This is a genomic window from Polynucleobacter sp. MWH-UH19D (genome assembly GCF_040409795.1).
Classification (GTDB): Bacteria; Pseudomonadota; Gammaproteobacteria; order Burkholderiales; family Burkholderiaceae; genus Polynucleobacter.
The window spans coordinates 947,427-963,088 of record NZ_CP099571.1 but is presented as its reverse complement, the minus strand read 5'-3'; the positions used below and the strand labels follow the sequence as shown (position 1 = coordinate 963,088).

Below are 15,662 nucleotides of genomic sequence, written 5' to 3'. Positions count from 1 at the left end.
CGACAGCGCAAATTACACTTATACAAGCTTAGAAAGCCTGTTTATCGCCTCTTCCTTACCGAGGACAACCAGCACTGCATCAATGGCTGGCGTTTGGGTTGTGGCAAACAAGCCGTAACGAACCGGCATAGCAAGTGCAGGCATCTTAATTTGGTGTTTTGCCAATACTTGTTTAAATGCGGCGCTATACGATTCTTTGTTTGGTTCAGCAAGCTTAATTGCTTCAATTAAATCTCTTAAAGCAGGAATTATTGCTTGGGGAATTTTCTCTGAAATTTGATCAGCTGTTAGTTGAGGTGCTGGTAGATAGAAGAGTTTTGCACCCTCAGCAATCTCAATCAAGGTATTTGCCCTATCTTTCAATAATCCAACCACTTGAACAAAATCTGGTCCGTGCTCAGTATCTATTCCTAATTGATGGGCAAATGGTTTTGTAGCTTCTGCCAACTTCATAACATCTGCATTTTGAATATATTGGTGATTTAACCAAAGCAATTTCTCTGGATTATGTTGGGCTGGCGACCTACCAAGGCTCTCAAGGTCAAACCAGTTTACAAATTGTTCCTTAGTAAATACTTCAGCATCTCCATGTGACCAGCCCAGTCTAGCCAGATAATTCAAGATAGCTTCTGGAAGATAACCTGCTTTTTGATAGTCTCGAATGCTCATTGCGCCATTGCGCTTACTCATCTTTTCACCAGCATCGTTCAAGACGGTTGGTAAATGTGCATAGATTGGGGGTGTGCCACCCAAAGCCCTCATGATGTTGATTTGTCTTGGGGTATTGTTTACGTGATCATCACCTCTAATCACATGTGTAATCTTCATGTCTAGATCATCAACCACGACGCAAAAGTTATAGGTAGGCGTACCATCAGGTCTCGCAATAACGAGATCATCTAATTCATCATTCGATATTTCAATCTGACCTTTTACTGCATCATTCCAAATGACTGAGCCACCAATCGGGTTTTTAAAACGGATAACTGGCTCAACACCATCGGGTATTGGCGGCAATGTTTTGCCTGGCTCTGGTCTCCACATGCCGTTATAACGTGGCTTTTCTTTGCTAGCCATTTGTTGATCGCGAAGCTGATTGAGCTCATCTTCGCTCATGTAGCATGGATAAGCTAAGCCAGCATCGACCATCTGCTTGATAACTTCGCGATATCGATCAATTCGTTGCATTTGATAGATAGGGCCTTCGTCAATATCCATACCCAGCCAAGCCATACCTTCGATAATCACATCCACCGCTTCTTGGGAGGATCGCTCTAAGTCAGTATCTTCTATACGCAGAATGAAGTCACCTTTATTATGGCGAGCAAATGCCCATGGATAAAGCGCACTACGTAAATTTCCCAAATGTATAAAGCCCGTGGGACTAGGGGCAAAGCGTGTACGAATATGCATAAACCCTATTATCTCAGGTCAGGCAAAGAGGCGGTAATTTCAAAAAAAGTGGATACTTTCACTCATGAATCAACTTCTGGTATTTATTTGTGATGGCGCCCCCGTTCGCGGGGAAATTGTATCTATTGGGTCTGCCTGGCAGGCTATCCAAGAACGTCGCAATGATCCGCCTGCGGTTCGTAAAATTTTGGGTGATTTTGTTGGCGCGGCAACCTTGCTAAGTGCTAGCCTTAAATTTGATGGAACTCTAATTATTCAAGCCCAAAGCAAAGGCCCAATTCAGCTTTTAGTGGTCGAGTGCAAATCTGATCTCAGCATGCGAGCTACTGTAAAACTCTCAGTTGAGCCCTCAGAGATTGACGATCAGGCTACTCTAGGCGAATTACTAGACGCCAGCAATTCCGGTAGATTAGCCATCACCCTTGATCCTGCTGATCGAGAGCCTGGGCAAGCGCCCTATCAAGGCATTGTTGCCCTTCAAGAATATTTTGGAGATGAACTCAGGCCCGTTACAAGCGCTTCTGAAGCAATTGCGCTGTACATGCAAAATTCTGAGCAGTTGGATACACGAATCTGGCTTAGCTCTAATGATAAAAATGTGGGCGGCTTATTATTGCAAAGACTGCCTGACTCTGGAGGTCATGCTCACCTAGACCCACAGATCGCCGCAGAAGGCTGGTCTCGCATTCAGACGCTTGGCGAGACCATTACCAATGAAGAGTTGTTATCCCTACCTCCTCAAACTATCTTAAGAAGGCTTTTCTTGGAAGAGTCAATTGAATACGGGGTAAGGAGTTTTCCAGTAAGACCCATACGATTTTCCTGCACGTGCTCACGCAACAAAGTGGCCGATGTACTCAGAATGCTGGGCGAGGAAGAAGTACAAGGAATTCTTGAAGAGCGCGGTTCAGTAGAAACAATTTGTGATTTTTGTGCAAAGCCTTATCGCTTTGATGCAGTAGATTGCCTTCAGGTATTTAAAACTGATTTGCTAAGCGACGCTACTCGACCTCCATCAAAAGGTCACTAAGTCAACCTACTGCTTTGTGGCTGGCGCCGTGCTTGATTTATCTGCTGGCAAGATTTGCACAAAGAACTCACCTTCTTTAATAAGCCCATGCTCAACACGCGCGCGCTCTTCAATCGCACGCGTGCCATCTTTTAAATCCTTTACATCACCAGCAAGCTTGGCATTACGAAGTGCCAAGAGGCTATTTTTAGCCTCTTGAAGCTCCACTTGCCTTTCCATCTCATACACCTTTAGCCACCCACCCTTACCCAACCAAAGTGGGAACTGGATCGCAATCAGCAATACCAGCATAGAGTAGATGACAATCCGCATAAGTAAAGCTTGTACTAGCGACTCAGGTTGTAGAACACAGATTTACCTGGATAGGTTGCAACATCTCCCAAATCCTCTTCAATACGGAGCAATTGATTGTATTTAGCAATGCGATCGGAACGCGAGAGAGAGCCTGTCTTAATTTGACCAGCATTTGTGCCGACGGCAATGTCAGCAATGGTGCTATCTTCAGTCTCACCTGAACGATGAGATATGACAGCCGTGTAATTTGCACGCTTTGCCATTTCAATAGCTGCAAAAGTTTCAGTTAATGTGCCAATCTGGTTGATTTTGATGAGGATCGAATTTGCAATACCCTTTTCGATACCTTCTCTCAAAATAAGTGTATTGGTCACAAAAAGGTCATCGCCAACTAATTGAATTTTCTTGCCAAGCTTTTTCGTAATATCAGCCCAGCCATCCCAATCGCTCTCGTGCATACCATCTTCAATGGATACGATTGGGAACTGGTCGGCTAAATTGCCAAGGTAGTCAGAAAACTCACTAGAGCTGAGTTGCAGGCCCTCTCCAGACAAATGGTACTTACCATCTTTGTAGAATTCACTTGCAGCACAATCAAGCGCCAATAGAACGTCTTCACCAGCTTGATAACCAGCACCTTCAATAGCTTTCATAATCGTTTGCAAGCACTCATGATTACTCTTGAAATTTGGCGCAAAGCCTCCTTCATCACCAACAGTTGTTGGCATACCTTGTGAGCCGATAATCTTTTTAAGCTCATGGAAAATTTCGGCACCACAGCGAAGGGCATCACGGAAGCTTTCTGCACCAACAGGCATCACCATGAATTCTTGTATATCTAAGCTATTGTTTGCATGTGCGCCACCATTCACAATATTCATCATTGGAACCGGTAATTGCATGCCACCAGAGCCGCCAAAATATCGATACAAAGGCAAACCAGCCTCTTCTGCCGCCGCCCTCGCCACAGCCATAGAAACAGCCAAGGTGGCATTTGCGCCAAGACGCGCCTTATTGTGGGTCCCGTCCAAGTCAATCAGGGTCTTATCCAAAAAAGCCTGTTCGCTTGCATCTAAACCAAGAATCGATTCAGCAATTTCAACATTAATGTTTTGTACCGCCTTAAGAACGCCTTTGCCTAAATAACGTGACTTATCCCCATCTCGAAGTTCAATTGCTTCACGTGAGCCAGTAGATGCACCTGATGGAACGGCAGCACGACCCATTACACCTGACTCAAGCAAAACATCACACTCTACCGTTGGGTTACCGCGTGAATCCAAAACTTCTCTACCGATGATGTCAACAATGGCGCTCATGCACCTTCTCCTTAAAACAATATGAAATTGGGTATCTTATGAAAATGATTACTTAAAACTATTCTCTAAAAAAGCCTTGCTTGATTTGATAACGTCATCAATTGCGACTAAAGACTCAAGCAACTCTTTCATGCGATTGAGTGGTACTGCATTCGGACCATCCGATAGAGCGTTTGCTGGATCAGGATGAGTTTCCATAAATAATCCACTAATACCAACCGCAACAGCCGCTCGTGCCAATACCGGGACAAATTCACGCTGACCACCACTTGAGCTACCTTGGCCACCAGGCAGCTGCACAGAATGAGTCGCATCAAACACCACAGGGGCTTTGGAATCTCTCAATATCGCAAGGCTCCGCATATCAGATACTAAGTTGTTATATCCGAATGAAGCACCTCGCTCACAAACCATAAATTGATCAGAAAGATTTTGCTCGACTGCTGCTGCCCTAGCCTTATCAATAACATTAAGCATTTCTTGCGGGGAAAGAAACTGGCCTTTCTTAAAGTTCACTGGCTTGCCACTTTGGGCACATGCGCGTATGAAGTCTGTCTGTCTGCAAAGAAATGCAGGTGTTTGTAAAACATCTACCACCTGAGATACCGGCGCAATCTCAGCAATATCATGCACGTCAGTTAAGACGGGCACACCAATCTGTTTTTTAACCTTGGCGAGAATCTCAAGACCCTTATCTATCCCAAGACCGCGGAACGAATTTCCTGACGAGCGATTTGCTTTATCAAAAGACGATTTATAAATGAATGGAATAGCAAGTGAAGAAGTAATTTCTTTTAGCTGTCCAGCAACGTCAATAGCAGACTGCTCTGACTCAATGACGCAAGTACCAGCAATTAGAAAAAAACGCTGATCTAAACCTACGTTGTAACCACAAAGTTTGAAATTACTCATCTTAGGCAACCTGCTTCATTGCTGCATCTTGATGTACCAGTGCAGCCTTGATAAATGCTGAGAACAGAGGGTGCCCATCACGTGGTGTAGAGGTGAACTCTGGGTGAAACTGAACGCCGAAAAACCAGGGGTGCATTGACTCAGGTAATTCCATCATCTCTGGCAAAGATTCATTAGGTGTTCTCGCTGAAATAATCAAACCAGATTGCTCTAGCTTTGGTACATACAGATTATTCACTTCATAACGATGACGATGGCGTTCATTCACCTCTGAACCGTATATTCGATGTGCCAGCGTATTCGGTTTAATTGGACAACGCTGGGATCCAAGACGCATAGTTCCACCTAAATCTGAATCATTTGTACGTTTTTCAACTCGTCCTTCACGGTCAAGCCATTCGGTAATGAGAGCGACTACTGGGCTATCTGTATCAACATCAAATTCAGTGCTATTTGCGTTGGTGATATTGGCTACATGACGGGCGAACTCAATTACTGCTAGCTGCATCCCGAGACAGATACCCAAATAAGGGACATCATTCTCACGCGCATATCGAATGGCAGAAATCTTGCCTTCAGTACCACGCTTGCCAAAACCTCCTGGAACTAAAATGGCATCTAATTCCTTAAGGCACTCCACACCATCCTTTTCAATCTGCTCAGAATCAATGTAGTTGATATTGACGCGGGTGTGCGTATGAATGCCAGCATGACGCAAGGCCTCAATAAGAGACTTATACGATTCTGTTAGTTCGACGTACTTGCCAACCATGCCAATGGTCACCTCATGCTTAGGATTGGCCAATTCGTAGACCAGGTTTGCCCAAACAGAAAGATCAGCAGGTTTTGCATTTAACTCCAACTCACGGCAGATAAGATCATCCATTCCCTGTGAATGCAACATTTCAGGAATCTTATAGATCGTATCTACATCCCAAACCGAGATAACAGCCTCTTCCCTTACATTGGAAAAGAGAGAAATTTTTGCACGCTCATCATCTGGTATTGGTCGATCTGCACGACAGAGGAGAACGGTAGGCATGATGCCAATTTCCCTCAATTTCTGAACCGAGTGCTGCGTCGGTTTTGTTTTCAGTTCACCAGCGCTATTGATATATGGCACTAAGGTTAAATGTACAAAGGCACAGCTATGTGCCGGCAGCCTCAAACTCATTTGCCTAGCTGCCTCTAAAAATGGAAGTGACTCAATATCACCTACAGTTCCGCCGATCTCACAGATAGCAATATCCGCTTTGCCATCGTGGCTTGCTTTTGCTCCTCGCTCTATGAATGCCTGAATTTCATTAGTAATATGAGGAATCACTTGAACTGTTTTTCCTAAATACTCACCACGACGCTCTTTACTGATGACAGACTCATAAATCTGCCCTGTGGTGAAGTTATTACTCTTGCGCATCTTGGCAGAAACAAAGCGCTCGTAGTGACCCAAATCGAGGTCAGTTTCTGCGCCGTCTTCCGTGACAAAAACCTCACCATGCTGCAAAGGGCTCATGGTGCCTGGATCAACGTTGATATAGGGGTCTAATTTTAGGAGGGTGACTTTCAGGCCGCGGGATTCGAGAATCGCGGCAAGCGAGGCAGCTGCGATCCCTTTCCCTAAAGAAGAAACCACACCACCAGTGACAAAAACGTATTTGGTCATCGCTTAAGCTCTGTTGGAAAAAGTAATTATAACGACAGCCGAGGGCATTTATAGGTATGTAATCAGGGTAATATCGCCTTTAATCATGAAAAAAATGTCCTTTTCCCTCATTTTTACCGCCCTCCTATGCGTCGGAGGCTACTCGTCAGCCCAAAGCATGGGTAGCATCGTCGGCACATGGAAAACGTTCGATGATGAAACAAACCAGCCAGCAGCCATGGTCCAAATTAGCGAAAACAATGGTATCTATTCAGGCGTTATTACAAAATTACTAGACGCCTCAGGACCAACAACCTGTGAAAAGTGCACGGATTTTCGAAAAGGAAAGCCTATTTTGGGGATGGAAATCCTCTCTGGGCTCAAAAGAACAGGGGATGGCTTCTCTGGGGGTCAAATTTTAGACCCCGATGATGGTGAAATATATCGAGCTGAGATGAAATTGAAGGATCAGGGAGTCAAATTAGATTTAAGAGCTTATATTGGCATTCCCTTGCTGGGAAGAACTCAAACCTGGATACGTGAAAAATAGCCCCAATGCGCCTCTTTGCCGCGATCCTGATAGCCACCCTATCGCTCTTTTATTTTCTCCCCTTTGCCATTGCTTTCAATCGTAGACGGGCAAATACCGGGGCTATTTTTGCTTTAAACCTCTTTCTAGGCTGGTCCCTCATAGGCTGGGTTGTGGCTCTGGTCTGGGCGCTCAAAGAAGAAAGCGTTATTTAAAGCACGCCCCCTATAAATCCTTAGGGTTTAAACTCTTATATAAGACTTAAATTAGTAACTATAATGAGTCTAATCGGGTAAAAATACCCTTTTGGCCTTTCTATTCATCACATTTACCGCATAGGAACCACCATGTTAGACGCCTATAACGCCCAAGTTGCTGAACGTGCCGCCCTTGGCATTCCCGCTCTTCCGCTTACCAAAGATCAGGTAGCTGAATTAGTGAAGTTACTCAAGAATCCACCAGCAGGCAAAGAGACTGAATTAGTAGAACTTATCACCAACAGGGTTCCCGCTGGCGTTGATGAAGCCGCTAAAGTAAAGGCTGAATTTCTGGATGCAGTAGCTAAGGGAGCAGAAAAATCTCCGTTGATCTCTCGCGTTAAGGCTACTGAATTACTGGGCACGATGCTTGGTGGTTACAACATCAAACCTTTGGTTGAACTCCTTTCTGATGCAGAGTGCGGCGCTGCGGCAGCAGCAGCCCTCAAGAAGACCTTGTTGATGTTTGACTATTTCCATGATGTTCAGGAATTAGCCGAAAAAGGTAACGCTAATGCAAAGGCTGTTCTACAGAGCTGGGCTGATGCTGAGTGGTTTACTAGCCGCCCCGCTGTTCCAGAAACAATGAAATTAACTGTGTTCAAGGTTACCGGCGAGACTAATACTGACGACCTCTCGCCAGCACCTGATGCCTGGAGCCGCCCCGACATTCCATTGCATGCAACTGTCATGCTCAAGAATCCACGTCCTGGTATTGAGCCAGATGAGCCAGGTGTCCGTGGACCAATGAAGCAAATCGAAGCCTTGCAAAAGAAAGGTAATTTGATTGCTTATGTAGGCGATGTTGTTGGAACAGGCTCATCACGTAAATCTGCAACAAACTCAGTATTGTGGTGGACTGGTGAAGATATTCCATTTGTTCCAAACAAGCGCTTCGGTGGTGTTTGCTTGGGCACAAAGATTGCCCCAATCTTCTTTAACACGATGGAAGATGCTGGCGCTTTACCAATTGAATTGGACGTATCTCAAATGAATATGGGTGACGTGATTGAATTACGTCCATATGAAGGCAAAGCCTTCAAAGACGGCAAAGAAATCGCTAGTTTTTCCCTAAAGTCTCCAGTGATCTTTGATGAAGTGCGTGCTGGTGGCCGAATTCCATTAATCGTTGGTCGCGGTTTAACCGCTAAGGCTCGTGCAGCTCTTGGCTTGCCCGCCTCTACAGAATTCCGTGTACCAGTAAGCCCTCCTGATAACAAGAAGGGTTTCAGCTTGGCGCAAAAGATGGTTGGACGAGCATGTGGTTTGCCGGAAGGTCAAGGCGTTAGACCAGGCACCTACTGTGAGCCACACATGACGACCGTTGGCTCACAAGATACAACTGGTCCAATGACTCGCGATGAGTTAAAAGATTTGGCTTGTCTTGGATTCTCAGCAGATTTGGTGATGCAGTCTTTCTGCCACACATCCGCATATCCAAAACCAGTCGATATTCGTACCCATCATGAGTTACCAGCTTTTATGACGAACCGTGGCGGCGTTGCATTGCGCCCAGGTGACGGCGTGATCCATAGCTGGCTCAATCGCTTATTACTTCCAGATACATGCGGAACCGGTGGTGATAGCCATACTCGCTTCCCAATTGGTATCTCCTTCCCAGCTGGATCTGGCTTAGTTGCGTTTGCTGCTGCCACTGGCGTAATGCCACTTGATATGCCTGAATCTGTATTGGTTCGCTTCAAAGGAAAAATGCAGCCTGGTATCACATTGCGTGACTTGGTAAATGCAATACCTCTGTATGCAATCAAGAAAGGCTTGCTAACTGTCGAAAAGCAAGGCAAGAAGAATATTTTCTCTGGCCGTATTTTGGAAATCGAAGGCTTACCTGATCTCAAAGTTGAACAAGCGTTTGAACTTTCTGACGCTTCAGCAGAGCGCTCTGCTGGTGGTTGCGCAGTTCAGCTTAATAAAGAGCCAATTATTGAATACATGCAATCCAATATCACTTTGATGAAGTGGATGATTGCTAATGGCTACCAAGATAAGCGTACTTTAGGTCGCCGCATTAAAGCAATGGAAGCATGGATTGCTAAGCCCGAATTGCTCAAGGCTGATGCTAATGCAGACTATGCTGAGATCATTGAAATCGATATGAACGAGATCAAAGAACCGATCTTGGCCTGCCCTAACGATCCAGATGATGTTAAATTCCTCTCTGAAGTTGCTGTCGAGAAAATCGATGAAGTCTTTATCGGTTCTTGCATGACAAATATTGGCCACTTCCGTGCTGCCGGTAAAGTGCTTGAAGGTAAATCAGATATCCCAACTCGCTTGTGGATTGCGCCTCCTACCAAGATGGATCAAATGGTTCTGACTGAAGAAGGCTACTACGGCATTTTGGGTCGTACCGGTGCTCGTATGGAAACGCCGGGTTGCTCGTTGTGCATGGGTAACCAAGCGCAAATCCGCAAGGGCTCTACTGCTGTTTCAACATCAACACGTAATTTCCCAAATCGTCTTGGTATTGATACACGCGTGTTCTTGGCATCTGCTGAGTTGGCATCTGTTGCGGCCCTCTTAGGACGTCTACCAACTCCAAAAGAGTATCTTGAGCAAGTTGAGTCTCTGAATGCGAAATCTGCAGAAGTGTATCGTTATATGAACTTTGACAAGATTAAGTCATTTAGCGAAGTAGCAGATACCGTTACCGTGTAATGGGCTACACCTGACAAATGTCAGGTATCCAATAAAAAGGCGATTACTAGATCGCCTTTTTATTTACACATGAATTACCAAAAACAAATCTATATGCTTAACTTATTTTCTTGGCGGGCATTTGCTTGACTAAGTCCCGACGCCCATGTATTTGTTGGCAGCCCAGTTTTATCCATAATCAACTTGGCACGTTTTGCAACGTCTTTCCATTCTGCTTCTAGCTTAGGGCCTTTGAACGCCATCGCCACAACGTTGCAGTCATGTGATTCTGGAAACAATAAAACGCGGTTATCGAAAGCCTCACAGATATTCTTAAGATTGATATCGAAGCTTTTATGACGTGAAAACAGATTCACTGTCATTACGCCTGGGCTTTTGAGAATATTGAAACAGCCCTTGTAGAAATCAAGCGAACTAGCAGCTGGCCCATCGCAAATAGCATCGTACAAATCTACTTGTACGGCATCAAACTGGTTCTTGTAGCGACTCGACTTAACAAAGGCCTTAGCATCGGTTTGTAGCGTTTCCAGCCTACGATCATCATCTGGTGTGAAAAACATGGAGCGTGCAGACACAATGACTGCGGGATTTAATTCCACTACAGTAGTTTTAACTGCTGGACAATGCCGATGCTGAAATTTAGTCAGGGCACCTGTGCCAAGTCCCAATTGCGCAACCTTCATTCCAGGCCTAGTTTCAAGAAACAGCAGCCAAGCCATCATCTGTTGGTTGTACTCAAGGTAAATTTCATCGGGGTCGCGTATACGCATTGCGCCTTGGATCAAGTCTGTTCCAAAGTGCAAATACCGAATGCCACCGCTTTCGGAAAACGTTACGGGCTCCATCGACAGCAAGCTTATTTAGCCCAAACTCGCGCGTTACGGAACAAACGTAACCAAGGGCTAGCACCATCAGGGGTATCAAGCCAGTCTGGAGGGCACCAGCTCATTTGCGCAGCGCGGAATACCCGCTCTGGATGAGGCATCATTACCGTAAAACGCCCATCAGGAGTAGTAACCCCTGTTAGTCCGCCAGGAGACCCATTTGGATTCATGGGATAGATCTCTGTTGGCTTGCCCGCATGATCTACAAAACGGAGTACGGATAATCCTTGGTTCTGAATCTGCTCTAAATTGCCCTGTTGACCGAAATTAGCATACCCCTCGCCATGTGCAATTGCAATTGGCAATTGACTTCCTTCCATGCTTTGAGTAAAGATGGATGGAGAGGCTAAAACCTCCGCCATGACTAGGCGCGCTTCATATTGCTCTGATTGATTGCGTGTAAATTTAGGCCAATCCTGTGCTCCCGGAATAATGCCAGCGAGATTGCTCATCATTTGGCAACCATTACATACACCCAAGGCAAAACTATCCTGGCGATTAAAAAATTTCTCGAATTGGTCTCGTAACTGCTGGTTAAACAGAATGGTTTTTGCCCAACCCTCACCTGCCCCTAGAACATCTCCGTAACTAAAGCCACCGCAAGCAATTAGGCCTCTAAAATCATCTAGTTTGGCTTTGCCGCTTAAGAGGTCCGACATATGTACGTCATAGCTATCAAAACCCGCCCAGTTAACGGCATAAGCCATTTCAACATGTGAGTTCACACCCTGTTCACGCAAAATGGCAACCTTAGGTCTAGCGTTTTTATTGATAAACGGCGCGGATATGTCATCAACAATATCAAACGTCAATTTAGGCGACATGCCAGGGTCAGCAAAGTTATCTAATAGCGCAAACTCTGAATCAGCACAGTCTGGGTTGTCACGCATACGAGCAATTTGATAACTCGTATTAGTCCACATCTTTTGCAATACTTCACGAGGTTCGGCGAAAATATTCTTCGCGTCACGCCAGATTTCAATGCGGCCATTTGTATTGGGTTTGCCAATAACATGGCTAAATGCGCTAAGACCAAGCTTACGTAACGTAGCAAATACCGCATCTCGATCATCTCTTCGAACCTGAATTACTGCACCAAGCTCTTCATTAAACAATGCGCGCATAGTTTGTTCATGACGTCGGCCAGAAACTTGTTGCGCCCAATTCTTAGCATCGCCATGATCAGGTTCTTGACCAGCATCAACCGCAATCATGTCGACATTAATCGAGATACCCATATGAGATGCAAAGGCCATCTCCGCCACGCAGGCTATTAAACCACCATCAGAACGATCATGATAGGCAAGCAATTGCTTGTCCTTGCGAAGTTCAATCATTGCAGCAGCAAGATTCTTGAGATCCTCTGGATGATCAAGGTCTGGAGTAGTCTTGCCTGACTGATTCAGCACTTGGGACAAAATGCTTCCTGCCATCCGATTTTTTCCGCGACCCAAATCAATCAAGATCAATTCTGTTTCTAGAGGCGAGCCATCTGAATTATTGAGCTTAAGTAATGGGGTTACAGTTTTTCGAACGTCGTGTACTGATGCGAATGCAGAAATAATTAGAGAAACTGGTGCTACTACCTTCTTGGCTTGGTCGCCCTCTTTCCATTCGGTTGCCATCGATAAAGAATCTTTACCTACTGGAATAGATATACCAAGAGCTGGACAAAGCTCCATGCCAACCGCTTTAACAGAGTCATACAGCTTTGCATCTTCTCCAGGAGCGCCACAAGCTGCCATCCAGTTTGCTGAAAGTTTTACATCTGCAAGACGGGCAATGTCAGCCGCTAATAAATTCGTGATTGCCTCTCCAACAGCCATGCGTGCCGCAGCGGGAGCATTAATTGCTGCAACTGGTGTTCGTTCACCCATAGACATTGCTTCACCGCGATACCCCTTGTAATCCATCATGGTGACGGCGCAGTCAGCTACAGGGACCTGCCAAGGACCAACAAACTGATCACGAGCATTTAAACCGCCAACTGTTCGATCGCCAATCGTAATCAGGAATGACTTGCTGGCGACTGTTGGTTGCTGAAGCACCCAAGCAATAGATTGAGACAAATCCACATCTGTTACATCTAATTCATCAAAGGAATGTTGCTCGCGTTTTACATCTCGATGCATGCGTGGTGGTTTGCCAAGCAAGACTTCCATAGGCATATCAATTGGCAAGGCATCATCTGATCCAGTAGGTTGATTGGCATCATGTAGTCGCAGTTGACGTTCTTGAGTTGCCTCACCTACGACCGCAAATGGACAACGCTCACGCTCACAGAAGGATTTAAATAATTCCAAATCTTTAGCATCAATAGCCAATACATATCGTTCTTGAGACTCGTTACACCAAATCTCCGCAGGACTCATGCCGCTCTCCTCAAGCGGAACGCTACGCAGCTTGAACTGGGCGCCCAATCCTGCGCCATCAGCTAATTCAGGAAAAGCATTAGACAAGCCACCAGCGCCAACGTCATGAATTGACACAATTGGATTGTGATTTCCCAGAGCGCGGCAGGCGTTAATAACCTCTTGAGCACGACGCTCCATTTCTGGGTTGCCACGCTGCACAGAATCAAAATCTAAATCCGCAGTATTGGTGCCGGTAGCTACTGAGCTACCAGTTGCACCGCCCATGCCAATGCGCATACCTGGGCCGCCAAGTTGAATCAATAAATGGCCAGGCTGAATTTCTTTCTTGTGGGTATGAATGGAATCGATGCTGCCAATTCCGCCCGCAATCATGATGGGTTTGTGGTATCCACGGCGTAAGCCGCTCAGTGTCTGTTCAAATACGCGGAAATAACCACCAAGGATTGGTCGCCCAAACTCATTATTAAATGCAGCACCACCAAGTGGTCCGTCAATCATGATTTGCAAAGGTGTTGCAATACGGTCAGGCTTTCCGTAATACTCTTTTTCCCATGGAAGATTGGTGCCAGGAATATTCAAATTGGATACAGAAAAACCAGTTAACCCAGCTTTAGGGCGTCCACCAATTCCGGTAGCACCCTCATCGCGAATCTCTCCACCTGCACCTGTAGATGCCCCGGGGAATGGTGCAATTGCGGTTGGATGATTATGCGTTTCCACCTTCATTAAGGTGTGAACCATGCGCGTATCTTTTACATAAAGATGCTCTTTACCCTGAGGTGCCCAGGTCTCCGCATCGCAGCCAGCCATAATCGCTGAATTATCTGAATAGGCAACAATCGTGCCTTCTGGCTGCAATTGATGCGTATTACGAATCATGGCAAATAGTGACTTATCTTGATCCTCGCCATCAATCGTCCAGCTAGAATTAAAAATCTTATGACGACAGTGTTCGCTATTAGCCTGGGCGAACATCATTAGCTCAACATCACTGGGATTGCGCTCAAGTCGCACAAAATTATCTGCAAGATAGCTTATTTCATCTTCAGACAATGCTAAACCAAGATCTTGGTTTGCTTTATCTAAAGCCGCCCTACCTTCACTAAGCACGGGAATTCGAGCTAAAGGACGATCATCCAGCGTTTGATAAAGCTGATTGGCTAATTCAACAGAATCAATTACCGCCTCAGTCATGCGATCATGAATCGCATTCAATACTTGTTGGTGCTGCTCTGGACTTAAAGGCTTTTTAGATTTCCAAGAATACTGAACGCCACGCTCAATTCTCAAAACATCTAATCCACATTGCCGAGCAATATCAGTCGCTTTACTGGCCCATGGTGAAACGGTCCCAAATCGAGGGATAACTATTGCACCCTGAATATCTCCCGAACCTTTGCCAAACCAAGTCTTTCCTACTGAAAGCTGAGATACAAATGGTTGCCCATAAGTGAGCAGATTATTGAGAACTTGTTCTTGTTCGTGGCTGATTTCAGCTTCGGACCAGATTAGGTGGAGAAATTGTGCCTCTATAGCTTCAATCTCAACTCCTTTGGACTGCAAAGAAGCTAGAAGACGATGTTGACGAAAGGCGGAAAGCGCTGCAGCGCCAGGCAAAAAGTGGAAAAAGGACATCCCTAGATTATAAGGTTTTGCCTACACCAAACGACCGCCTTGAAGGCGAATTTGGCGCTGGCACCTGCCAGCTAAGGCTGGGTCATGGGTAACTAATATCAAGGTGGATTGATTGGCCCGATTTAGGTCAAAAAGTAGATCAATTACCCTCTTACCACTGGCCTCATCAAGACTGCCAGTAGGTTCATCCGCAAAAAGAATTTTGGGCCTAGTAATAAAGGCTCTTGCCAAGGCTACACGTTGCTGTTCACCCCCAGAGAGAGTCTTGGGAAAATGATTCAGACGATCTTGGAGCCCTACATTCTCTAGACAAGCCTTTGCCTCAACTAGTGCATTTTGATGTTCTTGCATTTGGGCTGGTAATGCGACATTTTCGAGAGCGGTTAAGTGAGAAAGCAATTGAAATGACTGAAACACAAAACCTACGTGCTGACCCCGCAATCTTGCTCTACCGTCCTCATCCAGCTCATTTAAATTTTGCCCAACTAAGGAAACATATCCGGAGCTAGGGAGATCTAAACCGGCCATTAAGCCGAGTAAAGTGCTTTTCCCCGAACCAGATGCTCCGGTAATCGCAACACTTTCTCCGTATTCAATGGCGAAGTCAATCTCGTGCAAAATAGGCAATACACCATCGCTGGTCACAACTTCTTTATGAAGGTGATTTGCTATAAGCGCTTTTGTAGAAATAGTCAT

General features: G+C 45.5%; 12 protein-coding genes. 4 read left to right on the top strand and 8 right to left on the bottom strand.

Annotated elements, in window-relative coordinates:
- Positions 1-18: 18 nt before the first annotated feature.
- Positions 19-1,413: a glutamate--tRNA ligase gene (gene gltX, locus NHB34_RS04875; protein ID WP_353428499.1), complete on the bottom strand. Its 1,395-nt coding sequence runs from the start codon at positions 1,411-1,413 to the stop codon at positions 19-21.
- A 64-nt stretch (positions 1,414-1,477) separates the two neighbouring features.
- Between gltX and NHB34_RS04870 the strand changes: the two genes are divergently transcribed.
- Complete coding sequence (locus tag NHB34_RS04870) at positions 1,478-2,443, top strand: Hsp33 family molecular chaperone HslO (RefSeq protein ID WP_353428498.1); 966 nt, start codon at positions 1,478-1,480, stop codon at positions 2,441-2,443.
- A 6-nt stretch (positions 2,444-2,449) separates the two neighbouring features.
- Here the strand turns inward: NHB34_RS04870 and ftsB are convergent, their stop codons facing one another.
- Genes ftsB through NHB34_RS04850 form a run of 4 tightly spaced genes read right to left on the bottom strand, consistent with a single transcriptional unit; the run spans position 2,450 to position 6,631 of the window.
- Entirely contained in the window at positions 2,450-2,755 is a 306-nt protein-coding gene (ftsB, locus tag NHB34_RS04865) for a cell division protein FtsB (RefSeq protein WP_353428497.1), read from the bottom strand.
- Between the two features lie 14 nt (positions 2,756-2,769).
- On the bottom strand, positions 2,770-4,056 hold the full coding sequence (gene eno, locus NHB34_RS04860) for a phosphopyruvate hydratase (protein WP_353428496.1): 1,287 nt from the start codon (positions 4,054-4,056) through the stop codon (positions 2,770-2,772).
- A gap of 48 nt (positions 4,057-4,104) precedes the next feature.
- On the bottom strand, positions 4,105-4,968 hold the full coding sequence (kdsA, locus tag NHB34_RS04855; RefSeq protein WP_353428495.1) for a 3-deoxy-8-phosphooctulonate synthase: 864 nt from the start codon (positions 4,966-4,968) through the stop codon (positions 4,105-4,107).
- 1 nt (position 4,969) lies between these two features.
- Positions 4,970-6,631 carry a CTP synthase gene (locus NHB34_RS04850; protein WP_353428494.1) on the bottom strand — a complete coding sequence of 554 codons (1,662 nt, stop codon included), beginning with the start codon at positions 6,629-6,631 and terminating at the stop codon, positions 4,970-4,972.
- An 85-nt stretch (positions 6,632-6,716) separates the two neighbouring features.
- On the opposite strand from NHB34_RS04850, the gene NHB34_RS04845 reads away from it, so the two are divergent.
- The 3 genes from NHB34_RS04845 to NHB34_RS04835 all read left to right on the top strand — a co-directional run bounded on the left by NHB34_RS04845 (position 6,717) and on the right by NHB34_RS04835 (position 10,072).
- On the top strand, positions 6,717-7,160 hold the full coding sequence (locus NHB34_RS04845) for a DUF2147 domain-containing protein (RefSeq protein ID WP_353428493.1): 444 nt from the start codon (positions 6,717-6,719) through the stop codon (positions 7,158-7,160).
- A gap of 5 nt (positions 7,161-7,165) precedes the next feature.
- Positions 7,166-7,354, top strand: coding sequence for a superinfection immunity protein (locus NHB34_RS04840; RefSeq protein WP_353428492.1), 189 nt, complete (start codon positions 7,166-7,168; stop codon positions 7,352-7,354).
- A 132-nt stretch (positions 7,355-7,486) separates the two neighbouring features.
- Positions 7,487-10,072: a bifunctional aconitate hydratase 2/2-methylisocitrate dehydratase gene (locus tag NHB34_RS04835; RefSeq protein ID WP_353428491.1), complete on the top strand. Its 2,586-nt coding sequence runs from the start codon at positions 7,487-7,489 to the stop codon at positions 10,070-10,072.
- An 89-nt stretch (positions 10,073-10,161) separates the two neighbouring features.
- Here the strand turns inward: NHB34_RS04835 and NHB34_RS04830 are convergent, their stop codons facing one another.
- Genes NHB34_RS04830 through NHB34_RS04820 form a run of 3 tightly spaced genes read right to left on the bottom strand, consistent with a single transcriptional unit; the run spans position 10,162 to position 15,662 of the window.
- The gene (locus tag NHB34_RS04830) at positions 10,162-10,917 is read right to left on the bottom strand and encodes a spermidine synthase (protein WP_353428490.1); all 756 of its coding nucleotides are present in this window, start codon (positions 10,915-10,917) and stop codon (positions 10,162-10,164) included.
- Positions 10,918-10,928: 11 nt separating this feature from the next.
- Positions 10,929-14,966 carry a phosphoribosylformylglycinamidine synthase gene (purL, locus tag NHB34_RS04825; protein WP_353428489.1) on the bottom strand — a complete coding sequence of 1,346 codons (4,038 nt, stop codon included), beginning with the start codon at positions 14,964-14,966 and terminating at the stop codon, positions 10,929-10,931.
- 21 nt (positions 14,967-14,987) lie between these two features.
- Positions 14,988-15,662, bottom strand: a complete 675-nt coding sequence (locus NHB34_RS04820) for an ABC transporter ATP-binding protein (RefSeq protein WP_353428488.1) — start codon at positions 15,660-15,662, stop codon at positions 14,988-14,990.

What these genes read in the sequence shown, in the direction of transcription:
- gltX (WP_353428499.1), bottom strand. Translation starts at nt 1,413, where the DNA reads ATGCATATTCGTACACGCTTTGCCCCTAGTCCCACGGGCTTTATACAT.
- NHB34_RS04870 (WP_353428498.1), top strand. Translation starts at nt 1,478, where the DNA reads ATGAATCAACTTCTGGTATTTATTTGTGATGGCGCCCCCGTTCGCGGG.
- ftsB (WP_353428497.1), bottom strand. Translation starts at nt 2,755, where the DNA reads ATGCGGATTGTCATCTACTCTATGCTGGTATTGCTGATTGCGATCCAG.
- eno (WP_353428496.1), bottom strand. Translation starts at nt 4,056, where the DNA reads ATGAGCGCCATTGTTGACATCATCGGTAGAGAAGTTTTGGATTCACGC.
- kdsA (WP_353428495.1), bottom strand. Translation starts at nt 4,968, where the DNA reads ATGAGTAATTTCAAACTTTGTGGTTACAACGTAGGTTTAGATCAGCGT.
- NHB34_RS04850 (WP_353428494.1), bottom strand. Translation starts at nt 6,631, where the DNA reads ATGACCAAATACGTTTTTGTCACTGGTGGTGTGGTTTCTTCTTTAGGG.
- NHB34_RS04845 (WP_353428493.1), top strand. Translation starts at nt 6,717, where the DNA reads ATGAAAAAAATGTCCTTTTCCCTCATTTTTACCGCCCTCCTATGCGTC.
- NHB34_RS04840 (WP_353428492.1), top strand. Translation starts at nt 7,166, where the DNA reads ATGCGCCTCTTTGCCGCGATCCTGATAGCCACCCTATCGCTCTTTTAT.
- NHB34_RS04835 (WP_353428491.1), top strand. Translation starts at nt 7,487, where the DNA reads ATGTTAGACGCCTATAACGCCCAAGTTGCTGAACGTGCCGCCCTTGGC.
- NHB34_RS04830 (WP_353428490.1), bottom strand. Translation starts at nt 10,917, where the DNA reads ATGGAGCCCGTAACGTTTTCCGAAAGCGGTGGCATTCGGTATTTGCAC.
- purL (WP_353428489.1), bottom strand. Translation starts at nt 14,966, where the DNA reads ATGTCCTTTTTCCACTTTTTGCCTGGCGCTGCAGCGCTTTCCGCCTTT.
- NHB34_RS04820 (WP_353428488.1), bottom strand. Translation starts at nt 15,662, where the DNA reads ATGACTATTTCTACAAAAGCGCTTATAGCAAATCACCTTCATAAAGAA.